The organism is Stenotrophomonas sp. STK16_22 (assembly GCF_051984505.1).
GTDB lineage: Bacteria > Pseudomonadota > Gammaproteobacteria > Xanthomonadales > Xanthomonadaceae > Stenotrophomonas > Stenotrophomonas maltophilia_A.
On the sequence record NZ_CP196972.1, the window covers coordinates 216,464 to 231,558 of the forward strand.

The 15,095-nt window shown below is 67.5% G+C and carries 16 protein-coding genes; 11 read left to right on the plus strand and 5 right to left on the minus strand.

Annotated features, from left to right (window positions below):
- The first annotated feature begins 22 nt into the window (after positions 1-22).
- The gene (locus ACSYAO_RS00950; protein ID WP_049462578.1) at positions 23-913 is read left to right on the plus strand and encodes an alpha/beta fold hydrolase; all 891 of its coding nucleotides are present in this window, start codon (positions 23-25) and stop codon (positions 911-913) included.
- Positions 914-1,013: 100 nt separating this feature from the next.
- On the opposite strand, the gene ACSYAO_RS00955 is transcribed toward ACSYAO_RS00950, so the two are convergent.
- Positions 1,014-1,439 carry a YkgJ family cysteine cluster protein gene (locus ACSYAO_RS00955; RefSeq protein ID WP_004135417.1) on the minus strand — a complete coding sequence of 142 codons (426 nt, stop codon included), beginning with the start codon at positions 1,437-1,439 and terminating at the stop codon, positions 1,014-1,016.
- A 104-nt stretch (positions 1,440-1,543) separates the two neighbouring features.
- Here ACSYAO_RS00955 and oleC point away from each other — a divergent pair, with 104 nt between their 5' ends.
- From oleC to ACSYAO_RS00970, 3 genes are all read left to right on the plus strand, one after another.
- Positions 1,544-3,202: an olefin beta-lactone synthetase gene (oleC, locus tag ACSYAO_RS00960; protein ID WP_049421105.1), complete on the plus strand. Its 1,659-nt coding sequence runs from the start codon at positions 1,544-1,546 to the stop codon at positions 3,200-3,202.
- The gene (gene oleD / locus ACSYAO_RS00965; protein ID WP_032130147.1) at positions 3,199-4,191 is read left to right on the plus strand and encodes a 2-alkyl-3-oxoalkanoate reductase; all 993 of its coding nucleotides are present in this window, start codon (positions 3,199-3,201) and stop codon (positions 4,189-4,191) included. Before oleC ends, oleD begins: the two co-directional genes overlap by 4 nt.
- A gap of 82 nt (positions 4,192-4,273) precedes the next feature.
- Positions 4,274-4,429, plus strand: a complete 156-nt coding sequence (locus tag ACSYAO_RS00970) for a DUF1328 domain-containing protein (RefSeq protein WP_004153593.1) — start codon at positions 4,274-4,276, stop codon at positions 4,427-4,429.
- 146 nt (positions 4,430-4,575) lie between these two features.
- Here ACSYAO_RS00970 and ddlA read toward each other — a convergent pair whose 3' ends face one another.
- The gene (gene ddlA, locus ACSYAO_RS00975; RefSeq protein WP_049462577.1) at positions 4,576-5,670 is read right to left on the minus strand and encodes a D-alanine--D-alanine ligase; all 1,095 of its coding nucleotides are present in this window, start codon (positions 5,668-5,670) and stop codon (positions 4,576-4,578) included.
- Between the two features lie 629 nt (positions 5,671-6,299).
- Between ddlA and ACSYAO_RS00980 the strand changes: the two genes are divergently transcribed.
- The 4 genes from ACSYAO_RS00980 to ACSYAO_RS00995 all read left to right on the plus strand — a co-directional run bounded on the left by ACSYAO_RS00980 (position 6,300) and on the right by ACSYAO_RS00995 (position 10,056).
- Positions 6,300-6,935 carry a ubiquinone biosynthesis accessory factor UbiJ gene (locus ACSYAO_RS00980; RefSeq protein ID WP_049420999.1) on the plus strand — a complete coding sequence of 212 codons (636 nt, stop codon included), beginning with the start codon at positions 6,300-6,302 and terminating at the stop codon, positions 6,933-6,935.
- Complete coding sequence (gene ubiB / locus ACSYAO_RS00985; protein WP_049461676.1) at positions 6,932-8,587, plus strand: ubiquinone biosynthesis regulatory protein kinase UbiB; 1,656 nt, start codon at positions 6,932-6,934, stop codon at positions 8,585-8,587. Before ACSYAO_RS00980 ends, ubiB begins: the two co-directional genes overlap by 4 nt.
- A 5-nt stretch (positions 8,588-8,592) precedes the next feature.
- On the plus strand, positions 8,593-9,171 hold the full coding sequence (locus tag ACSYAO_RS00990; protein ID WP_049461675.1) for an O-methyltransferase: 579 nt from the start codon (positions 8,593-8,595) through the stop codon (positions 9,169-9,171).
- 117 nt (positions 9,172-9,288) lie between these two features.
- Positions 9,289-10,056 (plus strand): pseudouridine synthase, encoded by a 768-nt coding sequence (locus ACSYAO_RS00995; protein ID WP_414574500.1) that lies wholly within the window; start codon positions 9,289-9,291, stop codon positions 10,054-10,056.
- 75 nt (positions 10,057-10,131) lie between these two features.
- Here the strand turns inward: ACSYAO_RS00995 and ACSYAO_RS01000 are convergent, their stop codons facing one another.
- Positions 10,132-10,659, minus strand: coding sequence for a DUF2059 domain-containing protein (locus tag ACSYAO_RS01000; protein ID WP_010487093.1), 528 nt, complete (start codon positions 10,657-10,659; stop codon positions 10,132-10,134).
- A 134-nt stretch (positions 10,660-10,793) separates the two neighbouring features.
- Here ACSYAO_RS01000 and arfB point away from each other — a divergent pair, with 134 nt between their 5' ends.
- The 3 genes from arfB (at position 10,794) to dcp (ending at position 14,100) form a co-directional block, all read left to right on the plus strand.
- Positions 10,794-11,225: an alternative ribosome rescue aminoacyl-tRNA hydrolase ArfB gene (gene arfB, locus ACSYAO_RS01005; RefSeq protein ID WP_032130467.1), complete on the plus strand. Its 432-nt coding sequence runs from the start codon at positions 10,794-10,796 to the stop codon at positions 11,223-11,225.
- Between the two features lie 46 nt (positions 11,226-11,271).
- The gene (locus ACSYAO_RS01010; RefSeq protein WP_223276957.1) at positions 11,272-11,832 is read left to right on the plus strand and encodes a lysophospholipid acyltransferase family protein; all 561 of its coding nucleotides are present in this window, start codon (positions 11,272-11,274) and stop codon (positions 11,830-11,832) included.
- Between the two features lie 111 nt (positions 11,833-11,943).
- Positions 11,944-14,100, plus strand: a complete 2,157-nt coding sequence (gene dcp / locus ACSYAO_RS01015; protein ID WP_049461673.1) for a peptidyl-dipeptidase Dcp — start codon at positions 11,944-11,946, stop codon at positions 14,098-14,100.
- Between the two features lie 113 nt (positions 14,101-14,213).
- On the opposite strand, the gene ACSYAO_RS01020 is transcribed toward dcp, so the two are convergent.
- Both ACSYAO_RS01020 and ACSYAO_RS01025 read right to left on the minus strand, forming a co-directional pair.
- Entirely contained in the window at positions 14,214-14,660 is a 447-nt protein-coding gene (locus ACSYAO_RS01020) for a 3-dehydroquinate dehydratase (RefSeq protein WP_004153636.1), read from the minus strand.
- Between the two features lie 3 nt (positions 14,661-14,663).
- A complete protein-coding gene (locus ACSYAO_RS01025) occupies positions 14,664-15,065 on the minus strand; it encodes a hypothetical protein (protein WP_049461672.1) in 402 nt (133 codons plus the stop codon).
- Positions 15,066-15,095 lie beyond the last annotated feature (30 nt).

Consider the following 15,095-nt stretch of genomic DNA (forward strand, 5'->3'; position numbering starts at 1 on the left):
CCCTTTCTACAGGTGCGATTCGATGTCCCAGCTTCCCGGTTACCCCGCCCACCCGCAGCGCTTCGAGGTCCGCCCCGGCCTGTCGATGAACTATCTCGACGAAGGCCCGCGCGATGGCGAAGTGGTGGTGATGGTGCACGGCAACCCGTCGTGGAGCTATTACTGGCGCACGCTGGTGGACGGCCTGTCGGACACGTACCGCTGCATCGTGCCGGATCACATCGGCATGGGCCTGTCGGACAAGCCCGATGACAGCCGCTACGAGTACACGCTGCAGTCGCGCGTGGACGACCTTGATGCGCTGCTGAAGCACCTGGGCATCACCGGTCCGGTGACCCTGGCCGTGCACGACTGGGGCGGCATGATCGGCTTCGGCTGGGCGCTGTCGCACCACGACCAGGTGAAGCGCCTGGTGGTGCTCAACACCGCCGCGTTCCCGATGCCGGCAGCGAAGAAGATGCCGTGGCAGATCGCGCTGGGCCGGCACTGGAAGATCGGCGAGTGGATCATCCGCACCTTCAACGCGTTCTCGTCCGGTGCCTCGTGGCTGGGTGTGGAGCGGAAGATGCCGGCCGATGTGCGCCGCGCCTACGTGTTGCCGTACAACAACTACGCCAACCGCATCAGCACCATCCGTTTCATGCAGGACATCCCGCTGTCGCCGGCCGACAAGGCCTGGTCGCTGCTGGAGCGTGCCGGCAAAGCGCTGCCGTCGTTCGCCGACCGCCCGGCCTTCCTCGGCTGGGGCCTGCGCGACTTCGTGTTCGACCACCATTTCCTGAAGGGCTTCCAGGCCGCGCTGCCGCAGGCCCAGGTGCATGCCTTCGAGGACGCCGGCCACTACGTGCTGGAAGACAAGCACGAAGTGCTGGTGCCGGAAATCCGCGCGTTCCTGGACAAGAACCCGATCTGATCGGTTCCCGGGGCGGATCCCGGTAGTGCCGGCCGCTGGCCGGCAACCTCATGAACCCGGCGCGCATAGCGCGCTTGCCGGCCAGCGGCCGGCACTACCACTACGCCGCGATCGGCGCCTGCGGTGACGGGCTGTTGCCGTTGTCGTCCGGGTGGTCGTCGTCGTTGCCCGCTTCGTCGCGCCAGCGCCAGTCGGCCAGGGTCAACGGATCCAGGCCGTAGGCGATGCGCGCCTTGTCGCACTGCGGGCTGGCCTTGCCGTACTCCCACGATGCATCCACCTCACGGCACACGCTGGGCCGGTTGGGGTGGATCGTGCAGCGTGAATACACGCCGATCTGCGCATCCAGCGCCACGCAGCGCACCGGCTTGGAGTGGGTGCCGCGCATGCACAGGCGATGCGGGTCCAGCACCTCGGTCAGCTGGTGCGGTACGCCGCCGGGGGTGACCTCGTCTGATTCCATCCAGTGGAAGGCCACGCGGTATTGGGTGCAGCAGGCGCCGCAGGTCATGCAGGGATGTTGCATGGGCAAGCCGCCTCGGGCGGCAGTCGGAATCAGGAACGAGGGTGCGGATTTTCCACGAAGTTGGCCGCCGCGCAAGAAATTCCGTAAGCGGCGACAATGAACGGATGAACCGACCCTGCAACATTGCCGCCCGTTTGCCTGAACTGGCGCGTGAACGGCCCGACCAGATCGCCATCCGCTGCCCGGGCCGCCGTGGCGCCGGCAACGGCATGGCCGCCTACGACGTGACCCTGGATTACCGCCAGCTGGACGCCCGCAGCGACGCCATGGCGGCTGGCCTGGCAGGCTACGGGATCGGTCGCGGGGTGCGCACGGTGGTGATGGTGCGGCCGTCGCCGGAGTTCTTCCTGTTGATGTTTGCCCTGTTCAAACTGGGTGCGGTGCCGGTGCTGGTCGACCCGGGCATCGACAAACGCGCGCTGAAGCAGTGCCTGGATGAGGCGCAGCCGGAGGCTTTCATTGGCATTCCGCTGGCACACGTGGCGCGGTTGGCGCTGCGCTGGGCGCCCTCGGCGACCCGCCTGGTCACCGTCGGCCGCCGCCTCGGCTGGGGCGGGACCACGCTGGCCGCGCTGGAGCGCGCCGGTGCCAACGGGGGGGCGATGCTGGCCGCCACCGATGGCGAGGACATGGCCGCGATCCTGTTCACCAGCGGCTCCACCGGCGTGCCCAAGGGCGTGGTCTACCGCCACCGTCATTTCGTCGGCCAGATCCAGCTGCTGGGCAGTGCCTTTGGCATGGAAGCGGGCGGGGTGGACCTGCCGACCTTCCCGCCGTTTGCCTTGTTCGACCCGGCGCTGGGCCTGACCTCGGTGATCCCGGACATGGACCCGACCCGGCCGGCACAGGCCGACCCGGCACGCCTGCACGATGCCATCCAGCGTTTCGGCGTGACCCAACTGTTTGGCTCGCCTGCGCTGATGCGGGTGCTGGCCCGTCACGGCCGGCCGTTGCCGACGGTGACCCGGGTGACCTCGGCCGGTGCGCCGGTGCCGCCGGATGTGGTCGCCACCATCCGCAGCCTGTTGCCGGCCGATGCGCAGTTCTGGACCCCGTACGGCGCCACCGAGTGCCTGCCGGTGGCGGTGGTGGAAGGCCGCGAGCTGGAGCGCACCCGTGCCGCCACCGAGGCCGGTGCCGGTACCTGCGTGGGCAGCGTGGTTGAACCGAATGAGGTGCGCATCATCGCCATCGATGACGCACCGTTGGCCGACTGGTCGCAGGCGCGCGTGCTGGCCACCGGCGAGGTGGGCGAGATCACCGTGGCCGGACCGACCGCTACCGACAGTTACTTCAACCGCCCGCAGGCCACCGCGGCGGCGAAGATCCGCGAGACGCTGGCCGATGGCAGCACGCGCGTGGTGCATCGCATGGGTGACGTGGGCTACTTCGATGCGCAGGGCCGCCTGTGGTTCTGCGGCCGCAAGACCCATCGCGTGGAAACCGCACAGGGGCCGCTGTACACCGAACAGGTGGAGCCGGTGTTCAACACCGTGCCGGGTGTGGCGCGCACGGCACTGGTTGGCGTTGGCCCGGCGGGTGCGCAGGTGCCGGTGCTGTGCGTGGAACTGCAGCGTGGCCAGAGCGACAGCCCGGCGTTGCGCGAGGCGCTGCGCGCCCAGGCCACCCTGCGATTGCCCGAGGCGAACCTGCAGCACGTACTGATGCACCCCGCGTTCCCCGTCGATATCCGTCACAACGCCAAGATCGGCCGCGAGAAGCTCGCCGTCTGGGCCAGCGCCGAACTGGAGAAGCGCGCATGAAGATCCTGGTCACCGGTGGTGGTGGTTTCCTTGGCCAGGCGCTGTGCCGTGGGCTGGTCGAACGTGGCCACCAGGTGCTGGCGTTCAACCGCAGCCACTACCCGGAACTGCAGGCCATGGGCGTGGGCCAGATCCGTGGCGATCTGGCCGATGCGCAGGCCGTGCTGCATGCAGTGGCCGGCGTCGATGCGGTGTTCCATAACGGCGCCAAGGCCGGCGCCTGGGGCAGCTATGACAGCTACCACCAGGCCAACGTGGTCGGCACCGACAACGTGATCGCCGCCTGCCGCGCGCACGGCATCAGCCGGCTGGTCTACACCTCCACGCCCAGCGTGACCCACCGCGCGACCCACCCGGTGGAAGGCCTGGGGGCTGATGAGGTGCCGTACGGCGAGGATTTCCAGGCACCGTATGCGGCGACCAAGGCGATTGCCGAACAGCGCGTGCTGGCGGCCAATGACGCCTCGTTGGCGACGGTGGCGCTGCGCCCGCGCCTGATCTGGGGCCCGGGCGATCAGCAACTGGTGCCACGCCTGGCAGAACGTGCGCGGCAGGGCCGCCTGCGTCTGGTGGGCGATGGCAACAACAAGGTGGATACCACTTACATCGACAACGCCGCGCTCGCGCATTTCCTCGCCTTCGAAGCGTTGGCACCGGGTGCCGCGTGTGCGGGCAAGGCCTACTTCATTTCCAACGGCGAACCGCTGCCCATGCGCGAGCTGGTCAACAAGCTGCTGTCCGCGGTGGGGGCACCAACGGTGGACAAGGCGATCAGCTTCAAGACCGCTTATCGCATCGGTGCGGTCTGCGAGCGGCTGTGGCCGCTGCTGCGCCTGCGTGGCGAGCCGCCGCTGACCCGCTTCCTGGCCGAGCAGCTGTGCACGCCGCACTGGTACAGCATGGAGCCGGCGCGCCGTGACTTCGGCTACGTGCCGCAGGTCAGCATTGAAGAAGGGCTGCGCAGGCTGAAGGCTTCATCTGCCGCATAGGTCGCCATCACTGGTTGCACACCGCCAGATCGGGAGGATGGACCCACGCCATCCAACGGCCCGGACATCTGCGAGGAGCACCATGCTGCATTACGCCGTTATTTTCTTCGTCATCGCCATCATCGCTGCCGTGCTCGGCTTCTCCGGCATCGCCGGTGCCGCCAGCAACATCGCCTGGATCCTGTTCGTTGTGTTCCTGGTACTGGCAGTGATTTCGATGTTCCGCAAGCGCGGCTAGAAGACCGCTGGGTAGTGCCGGCCGCTGGCCGGCACTGTTCTTTCCGGTGGGTGCCGACCGTTGGTCGGCACGCATCTTTGTAGAGTCGAGCCATGCTCGACTCATGAAAAGCAGTCGAGCATGGCTCGACTCTACAGAGAGCGCTGCTACACAGCGCTGTGCAATCCGCGATCAGCTTCATGGCGCTCCAGCGCCAGTTCGATCAGGCGCGTGATCAGCGTGGTGTAGTCCACACCGCTGGCGCCCCACAGCTTCGGGTACATGCTGATGCGGGTGAAGCCCGGCAGCGTGTTGACCTCGTTGATGACGATCTCGCCGTCTGCGGTGAGGAACACATCCACGCGCGCCATGCCCGCACACTCCAGCGCCTGGTAGGCCCGCAGCGCGATCTGCTGGATACGCGCCTGGGTTGCAGCATCGATATCCGCCGGCACGACCACCTCGGCGCCATCCTCGTTGATGTACTTGGTGTCGTAGGCGTAGAACTCGTCGTGCACCACCACCTCGCCGCACAGGCTGGCCTGCGGCTGTTCGTTGCCCAGCACCGCGCACTCGATCTCACGGCCGACCACCGCCGATTCGACCAGCACCTTGTGGTCGTAGCGCAGCGCCAATGCCAGTGCCGCGGCGAAGCCCGCTGCATCCTTGACCTTGCTCACACCCACCGACGAACCCTGGTTTGCCGGCTTCACGAACAGCGGCAGGCCGAGCTGCGCGATCACCGCATCGACATCGACGTCAGCGGCCTGGTGACGTCGGATGCACAGCCACGGCGCCACCTGCAGGCCAGCGTCGCGCAACAGGCGCTTGGTCACGTCCTTGTCCATCGCCACCGCCGAGCCCAGTACCGGAGAACCGACGAAAGGCAGGTTGGCCATGCGCAGCAGCCCCTGCAGCGCACCGTCCTCGCCCAGCGGCCCGTGCACGATCGGTAGCACCACATCGATCTGGCCCAGCGCGCTGGCCGCATCGGAGGGCTGCAGCTGTGCCTGTTCCACACCCGGGCGCACCGCCAGCGACGTACCGGACCGATGCAGCGCGATGCGCGACGGATCATCGGCATTGATCAGGAAGGTATCCGGCTGGCTCAGATGCCACTGGCCCTGCTTGTCGATACCGACCAGCACCGGCTCGAAGCGCTCGCGATCAAGCGCATCGAGGATGTTCTTCGCCGACTGCAGCGAAACTTCGTGCTCGGAGGACTTGCCCCCGAAGATGATGCCGACCCGGGTCCGTGCCATGGTGTTGCGATGTCCTGTGCGTTGCGTGGCCGTACAGCATGAACCTTCCATTGCCGCACAGGTGAGGTACAGATGAACCGCCTGACGGCCGGCTCGAGTAGCGGCCAACCCTGGTTGGCACCCCCGGAAATCCAGCGCCGACCAAGGTCGGCATCCACCAACGCGAGATGCCATCAGCATTGGGTCAGAGCCCGTTGCGCAGCAACGGGATCCGACCCCAGTCGTTCCGGCAGATCGCAGGAACCTGTCGAAGGCGGGGTGGGTCCGGTTGCGGGGGCGTGAGCCGCATGGGCCCGAGGCATGCCTCGGGCGGGTTGGGCAGGACGCCCAACCCCGGTCTTGCCGTGTGCGCAGGACAGCGCACACGAGCATGCGGCGACCGAGCTTACATGGGTGAGGGCGCTTTGCTTGCGAAGCACTGCTTCGCAAGCGCCCGAACGCACAGCCGCCAGCGGCTGGGCCGGGCCCCGGAGGGGGACTTGCAGCGGCCCCCGCAACCGGCCCCATCCCGCCTACCCACGGAATGCCCGCTGTTGCTTCGGCTGTTGCCGTTGCCGTTGCTGTTGCATCTGCGGGTGCCGGGCGGCAGCCCGGCCCAAGCCCCCCACCCACGCAGGTAGAATGCGCACATGGCTCTCTCCCTGCTCAAGTCCCTCAAGCCGGTCGCTGGCCGCGCCCTGCAGATCGCCCTGAACCGCGCGCTGGCGCTGGATCCGGATACCCGCCACGCGCTGGCCAGTCTGGATGGCCGGCATATCGACCTGACCCTGGAAGCGCCGTCGCTGGCCATGCGCATCAGCGTCGACGGTGATGCACTGCGGGTCGGCCCGGTGGACGCGCAGGAAGCCGACCTGGCCGTGCGCAGCAGCCTGGCCGGCGTGCTGGCGCAGCTGCCGCTGCTGGCCAACGCACGGCGCGGCGACAACAACGGCAAGGGTCGCGTGCGCGTGGCCGGTGATGCCGAACTGGCGCGTCGCCTGCAGCAGCTGGCCAAGGGCTTCGATCCTGACTGGCAGCAGCCGTTCGTCAGCGTGTTCGGCGAAGTGCTGGGCGTGCAGGTGGCCAACACCCTGCGCAGCGCCCTGCAGCATGCGCGCCAGGGCGCGATCGACCTGGCCCACAGCGCCGCCGAGTTCATCACCGAGGAATCGCGTGACGTGGTGCCGCGCGCCGAGCTGGATGCCTTCCACGACGATGTGGACGTGCTGCGCGATGACGTCGAACGCCTCGGTGCCCGTGTGCAGCGTCTGCGGGGTGCCGCATGAAGGCCGTGCTGCGTGCCAGCCGCATCGGCCGGGTGATCCTGCGTTACCGCCTCGACGACCTGTTGCAGGGCACTCCCGCCGAGCGCTGGCTGCGCCTGGCCAAGCCGTTCGTGCCGCGCGCCTCGGCCGACATCGCTGCTCAGTCGCGCGGTGCACGCCTGCGCCTGGCACTGCAGGATCTGGGCCCGATCTTCGTCAAGTTCGGCCAGATCCTGTCCACCCGCCGCGACCTGGTGCCGCCGGATGTGGCCAATGAACTGACCCTGCTGCAGGACCGGGTCAAGCCGTTCGATGGTGAGACCGCGCGTCGCATCGTCGAGGAAGCGCTGGGCCTGCCGGTCAGCGAGGCCTTCGCCAGCTTCGATACCGAACCGCTGGCCTCGGCCTCGATCGCGCAGGTGCACGCAGCCACGCTGGCCGATGGCCGCCAGGTGGTGGTCAAGGTGCTGCGCCCGGGCATCGAGAAGCAGATCGACGCCGATATCGCGTTGCTCAATTCGCTGGCTGCCCTGGTCGAGCGCACCCACCCGCGCGCCGACAAGATCCGCCCGCGCGAAGTGGTGGCCGAAGTCGAGAACACCCTGGCTGCCGAGCTGGACCTGCAGCGCGAAGGCGCCAATGCCAGCGTGCTGCGCCGCTTCTGGGAAAACAGCGACGATCTGTACGTGCCGGAAGTGATCTGGAGCCACACCGCCGAGCGGGCACTGACCCTGGAACGCGTGTGGGGCATCCCGTCCGATGACATCGCCGCACTGGACAAGGCCGGCATCGACCGCAAGGCGCTGGCCGCCAAGGGCGTGCGGGTGTTCTACACCCAGGTGTTCCGCGACAACTTCTTCCACGCCGATGCGCACGCCGGCAACATCTGGGTCGACACCGATCCGGCGCGCCGCGCCAACCCGCGTTTCATCGCGCTGGACTTCGGCATCATGGGCCAGCTCTCGCAGGAAGATCAGTACTACCTGGCCGAGAACTTCATGGCCATCTTCAACCGCGATTACCGCCGCATCGCCGAACTGCACGTGCAGGCGCGCTGGATGCCGGACAACGTGCGCATCGATGACCTCGAGGCCGCCGTGCGTTCGGTGTGCGAGCCGTACTTCACCCGGCCGCTGTCGCAGATCTCGCTGGCCGAAGTGCTGATGAAGCTGTTCCGCGTGGCCCAGCGTTACCAGCTGACCCTGCAGCCGCAGCTGATCCTGCTGCAGAAGACCCTGCTGAACATCGAAGGCGTCGGCCGCCAGCTCGACCCGCAGATCGACATCTGGGCGGTGGCCAAGCCAGTGCTGGCAAGGATCCTGCGCGAACGTTACAGCCCGCGCCGGGTGGTACGCGAGATCGGCAAGCGCCTGCCGGAAATCATGACCCATGCGCCGGACATGCCGCGCCTGGTGCACGCCTGGCTGACCCAGCAGGTGGAAGGCCGCCACGAACTGTCGATGCGTTCGCGCGACCTGGCCGCACTGGATGCCAGCGTGCAGCGCCTGCAGAAGCATGCGGTCGGCGCGATCACCGGTGTCGGCCTGCTGGCCATCGCTGCACTGATGTATGTGCTGCAGCCGCCGGGCTGGTACTGGGGCGACGTGCCGGCGTGGAGCTGGCTGTCCGGTGCGGTCGGCGCAGTGGCGCTGCTGCGCGCGTGGTGGAAGTAGGCCCCATGCTGCAGGCACTCAAGGACGAACTGATCCGCTTCGGCGCCGACAACGACGCACGCGAAAGCGAGCGCGGCCGACGCATGCTCAACATCACGCCCGACACCGGTGAATTCCTGTCGGTGCTGGTGCGCTTCGGCAACGCTCGCCGGGTGCTGGAAATCGGTACGTCCAACGGCTATTCCACGCTGTGGCTGGCCGAGGCAGCCACAGCCATCGACGGCCACGTGACCACGCTGGAGTACGCCGACGACAAGGTGGCGATGGCGCGAGCCACGTTTGCACGGAGTGGCCTGGGTGATCGCATCAGCCTGGTCCATGGCGATGCCGGGCTCTGGCTGGCGCAGGCCGCCGATGCCTGCATCGACCTGCTGTTCCTCGATTCGGACCGCGGGCAGTACGCCGGCTGGTGGCCGCAGATGCGCCGCGTGCTGCGTCCCGGTGGCCTGCTGGTGGTGGACAACGCCACCTCGCATGCGGAAGAGATGCAACCGCTGCGCGTGCTGCTGGACGCTGATCCGGACTTCAGCACCAGCCTGGTGCCGGTGGGCAATGGCGAGCTGCTGGCCGTGCGCAGCGCCTGACCGCTCTACAGGTAGGTGCCAACCTTGGTTGGCACGCGGTTGCCGGCCGCTGGTCGGCAACCGCAGCCATCCGACTGCCCGGAGACAGCCGGCCAGCGGCCGGCTCTACCCCATTCAGTGCCCAGCCCCGATAATCCTGCCGTGAGCACCGAACCCGATACCCTCGCCGCGGTCGAGACCGACACCCCGCCCCTGCAGCTGCTGCACCTGGATGAGCGCCTGGCCGTGGTCAACAAGCCTGCCGGGCTGATGGTCCACGACAGCAAGCTGGCCCGTGGCGAAGACGACTTCCTGGCCGACCGCCTGCGCGAGCAGCTGGGCCGCCCGATCTTCCTCGTGCATCGCCTGGACCGGGCCACCAGTGGCTGCCTGCTGCTGGCCTTCGACCGCGATACCGCCAGTGCGCTGGGCAAGGCCCTGATGGGCGGCGAAGTGCTGAAGGACTACCTGACGATCTGCCGGGGCTGGCCGGCCGAGCTCACCTGGCAGGTCGATCATGATCTGGACGGCGGCCCGGGCAAGCCGGTGAAAAAGCCGGCGATCACCGACTTCCAGCGCCTGGCCACCGGCGAGCTGTCGGTGCCGGTCGGTGAATTCACCAGCTCGCGCTACGCACTGCTGCGCTGCCAGCCGCAGACCGGACGCTTCCGGCAGATCCGCCGGCACCTCAAGCACCTCTCGCATCACATGATCGGCGACACCAGCCACGGCGATGGCCGCCACAACCGCATCTTCCGCATGCAGGGCGTGCACCGCATGCTGCTGCACGCCGAGCGCCTGCGCTTCCCGCATCCGGACGGTGGCACGGTGGACGTGCGTGCGCCGTTGGACGGCGGGTTCCAGAAGGCGCTGGACCTGTTTGGTTGGCAGGTGGATACCGATTGATGGTAGTGCCGGCCGCTGGCCGGCATCTGCGCGATTCCAGATGTAATGGGGAGCCGGCCAGCGGCCGGCACTACCTCATTTCTTTTCCGGCTCGTTGACGATCGCTTCCAGATCCTTCTGCAGGTCCGCGAACAGCGGCTGCATGCGCGCCTGGATTGCCACCATCACGTTCTGCATCAGCGCCGGGGTCTTGTCCAGCAGGCTCTGGCCGGCCGCGCTCTCGTAGAACTCGGCCATCGCCAGCACGTCTTCCTTGCTGAAGGTCTTTTTGTACAGGTCCACGTACATCGGCCGCAGCTGCTGCCAGGACAGGGCCTGGCGCAGGGTCTGGCTGGTCCGCGCCTGGATCCGCTTCAGCTGTTCCTGCTGCTGGGCATTGAGCTGGCGCTGTGCGGCTACCTGCTGGAACTGCTGCTGCTGCATCGCCTCGATCTGCGGCAGCATGGTGTCGATCATGCTCTGCGCGCGTGACGCCGACAGCAGGCGGTTGATGTCGCCATCGGTCGGCGGCGCGGCCAGGGCCGGAACGCTGGCCACGGCCAGCGCCAGCAGCAGGGCGGCGCGGCGCAGCAGGGACGGCAGGGCGGGTGCGGTGCGGGTCATGCGGGGCTTCCTGCAGTACATGGGACGGCCAGCATACCCGCAGCCAAGGCGAAGGCGGCGTGTTCGGTACCTGATCGGCGGCATACGGGGCGCGATGCCGCACTCCGGCACGTGGCTGCCGCTACAATGCGCGGATGGGCAGTGGACCGGTCACCATCAGCGCGCAGCTTGAAATCCCCGACGGCGAGATCGTCGAGCGGTTCGTGCGTGCCAGTGGCGCCGGTGGCCAGAACGTCAACAAGGTCTCCACCGCGGTGGAACTACGTTTCGATGTGGCCAACTCGCCCTCGTTGCCCGAACCGTTGCGCGCGCGCCTGCTGGCGCGGCGTGACCGGCGCATGACCGGCGAAGGCGTGCTGGTCATCGACGCGCAACGTTTCCGGACCCAGGATCGCAATCGCGAGGATGCGCGCGATCGGCTGGCGGCCTTCATCCAGGCCGGGCTGAGCGTGCCCAAGCCGCGCAAGGCCACCAAGCCGACCCTCGGGTCGAAACTGCGTCGTCTGGACGCCAAACGCGGGCGCGCGCAGATCAAGCGCGGGCGCTCATCACGTGACTGGGAGTGATTGCTTGAACAACCCGACTTCGTTGCTGCCGGCCGTGCCGCCGCAGATGCCGCAGGTCAAACCCAACGCCTTCCTGCGCTGGCTGGCGCGCTGCACCCTGCGCATGGGCGGCTGGAAGGTGACCGGTACCCTGCCTGACATCCCCAGGCTGGTCTTCATCATCGCCCCGCATTCGTCCAACTGGGACGGCCTGTGGGGCATGGCCGCGAAGATCGCGCTGGGCATGAAGGTGAAGGTGCTGGGCAAGGCATCGCTGTTCTGGTGGCCGCTCGGCCCGCTGCTGCACAAGCTGGGCGTGATCCCGCTGGACCGCAGCTCGCCGCAGGGGACGGTGGGCCAGGCGGTGGACCTGCTGCGCAACAACGAGAAGATGTGGTTCGCCATCACGCCCGAGGGGACCCGCAAGGCCGTGAAGGACTGGAAGGCCGGCTTCCTGAAGATCGCGCGGATGGCCGACGTGCCGATCCTGGCCGCGTATTTCCACTACCCGGAGAAGACCATCGGCATCGGCCCGCTGTTCACGCCGACCGGCGATGACGCCGCCGACATGGCCGCCATCCGCGAGTTCTACCGGCCCTGGATCGGCAAGACCCGCGGTACGGTCTGAGCCGGCCGCAGGCCGCCGCATAGACGCCACGTCCGGCACATGCCGGGCGAGCGCGACAGGAGTAGGGTGGAGGGCTGGTATCCCGTACCGTCTGCCCAAGGAGTGTTTTACATGTCGCGTACCGTAGTCCTGGCCGCCGCCATCAGCCTGGCGCTGGCGGCCTGTTCCGGCAAGGAGTCCACCCCCGTGTCCGATGCCCAGAAAGCCCCGGCCCAGCAGCCGGCCGAAGCCTCCACCAATCCGCTGCTGAGCGCCAGCACGCTGCCGTTCCAGGCGCCGCAGTTCGACAAGATCAAGGACAGCGACTACCTGCCGGCGTTCGAAGAAGGCATGCGCCAGCACCTGGCCGACGTGCGCAAGATCGCTGACAGCAGCGAGCCGGCCACCTTCGACAACACCATCGTGGCGATGGAGCGCAGCGGCGAGACGCTGAACCGCGTGTCGCGCATCTTCTTCGGCCTGGTCCAGGCCGATACCAACGATGCGCGCCAGAAGATCCAGGAAGACGTGGCGCCGAAGCTGGCCGCGCACCAGGACGAGATCAACCTCGATCCGAAGCTGTTCGCGCGCGTGAAGTCGCTGTACGACCAGCGTGACACGCTGGAGCTGGACCCGGTGCAGAAGCGCCTGGTCGAGCACTACTACGACGGTCTGGTGCGCGCCGGTGCGCAGCTGTCCGACGCCGACAAGGCCACCCTGCGCAAGCTCAACGTGGAAGAGACCACTCTCTCCACCCAGTTCCACACCCGCCTGGTGGCCGCCACCGCCGCTGCTGCCGTCGTTGTCGATGACAAGGCCAAGCTGGCCGGCCTGGACGAAGATGCGATCAACAACGCTGCGGCTGCCGCCAAGGAACGCAAGCTGGATGGCAAGTTCCTGCTGCCGCTGCAGAACACCACCCAGCAGCCGGTGCTCGGCTCGCTGAGCGACCGCGACCAGCGTGCCGCCGTGCTGAAGGCTTCGGAAACCCGCGCCGAGCGTGGCGATGCCAACGACACCCGGCAGACCGTGCAGCGCCTGGCCCAGCTGCGTGCGCAGAAGGCCAAGCTGCTCGGCTTCGACACCTTCGCCGACTACCAGCTGGGCGACCAGATGGCCAAGACCCCGGCCGCCGCGCTCAAGCTGCTGACCGACACCGTGCCGGCCGCCACCGCCAAGGCGCGCGCCGAGGCCGGCGAGATCCAGAAGGTGATCGACGCGCAGAAGGGTGGTTTCCAGGTCGCTGCCTCGGACTGGGACTTCTACGCCGAGCAGGTGCGCAAGGCCAAGTACGATCTGGACGAGTCGCAGATCAAGCCGTACTTCGAACTGGACAACGTGCTGCAGAACGGCGTCTTCTACGCCGCCACCCAGCTGTACGGCATCACCTTCAAGCCGCGTACCGACATTCCGACCTACAACCCGGACATGAAGGTGTATGAAGTGTTCGACAAGGACGGCACCTCGCTGGCCCTGTTCTACACCGACTACTTCAAGCGTGACAGCAAGTCCGGCGGCGCCTGGATGGACGTGTTCGTCGAGCAGGACGGCCTGACCGGTGCCAAGCCGGTGGTCTACAACGTCTGCAACTTCACCAAGCCGGCCGCCGGCCAGCCTGCGCTGATCAGCTTCGACGACGTCACCACCATGTTCCATGAGTTCGGCCATGCGCTGCACGGCATGTTCTCGAACGTGAAGTACCCGTCGATTGCCGGCACCGCCACCTCGCGTGATTTCGTCGAGTTCCCGTCGCAGTTCAACGAGCACTGGGCGCTGGATCCGAAGGTGTTCGCCAACTACGCCAAGCACTACAAGACCGGCGAGGCGATGCCGCAGGAACTGGTCGACAAGATCCTCAAGGCACGCAGCTTCAACCAGGGCTACGCGACCACCGAGTACCTGTCGGCCGCGCTGCTGGACCTGGCCTGGCATACGCAGAAGGCCGATGCGCCGCTGCAGGATGTCGGCGCCTTTGAAGCCAGTGCGCTGAAGAAGTTCAAGGTCGACCTGCCGCAGGTGCCGCCGCGTTACCGCACCACCTACTTCGACCACATCTGGGGTGGTGGTTACTCGGCCGGTTACTACGCCTACTTCTGGGCCGAAGTGCTGGACCATGACGCCTACCAGTGGTTCACCGAACACGGTGGCCTGACGGCGGCCAATGGCCAGGAGTTCCGCGACAAGATCCTCTCGCGCGGCAACAGCGTGGAGCTGTCGACCCTGTACCGCGATTTCCGCGGCAAGGACCCGTCGGTGGAACCGCTGCTGAAGTTCCGCGGGCTGAAATAAGAAAGCGAAAACGGCGGGGGGAACCCCGCCGTTTTTCTTTGTGTAGCGTCGAGCTTGCTCGACGGTCTTTCCACGAAAAGCCAGTCGAGCAAGCTCGACTCTACACAAGCGGCTTACGTCCCCACGTGCACCCGGTTCGCCTGCTCGGCCAGGCCCAGGTGATCCAGCGCGATATCCAGCGCCAGCACATAACTCTGCGCGCCATACCCAGCAGCGATGCCCAGCCGCTGACCGACACCCGCCGGCAGGCACGGCTCGGCCACCGCGCCGTCGTCATGCACTTCCACGTAGGCGTTGTGCAGGTACGGCAGCAGGCGCTGCAGGCGCAGGCTGTTGGCACACGCACCCGGATCCAGCAGGGTCACCTCGCCGCGGCTGTGGTCAGCCACGCGCAGCGCGTCCAGCAGTTCCTGTTCCGAACCACAGGCACGGATCGCCACGCTGGTACCGGCGTCGATCGCGCGATGCACCAGTGACTTCAGGACCGGTGCCGGCAGCGGCATCGCGGTGCGGATCAGGGCACCGGCCGCTTCCGGGCCACGGATGATGAAGATCGACATGGCTCAGCCCTCCTGTGCCAGACGGCGGCCGACAATGGCCAGCGACAATGGATACCCGGCCTGCTGGCTGCGCTGGTCCACCACCACCGCGGCGGGGCCATGCTGCAGGCGCAGGCGCGCATCCAGGCCGGGCTCGCTGGGGGCCTGCAGCTCGATGTACTGCGCCGGCAGCCGTTCCAGCGCCGCCTGCAGCGCGCCACCTTCGGCCTGCCATTGCGCCTCGTCGGCGGCGCCGACATCCAGCAGTACCCAGTCGGCCGAGCGCGCCTGCGGCTGGCACAGGCACTGGCGCACTTCGGACAGGCTGGCGCAGTCGCTGCACAGCACGCGATGGCCGCTCAGCTGCGCCGGCAGCTGCGGGCGCGGCGCCGACGAAGACGCGTGGCGGATCACCAGGAGGGTCATACAACACCTTGCGGAATGCGCCCTGTGGCG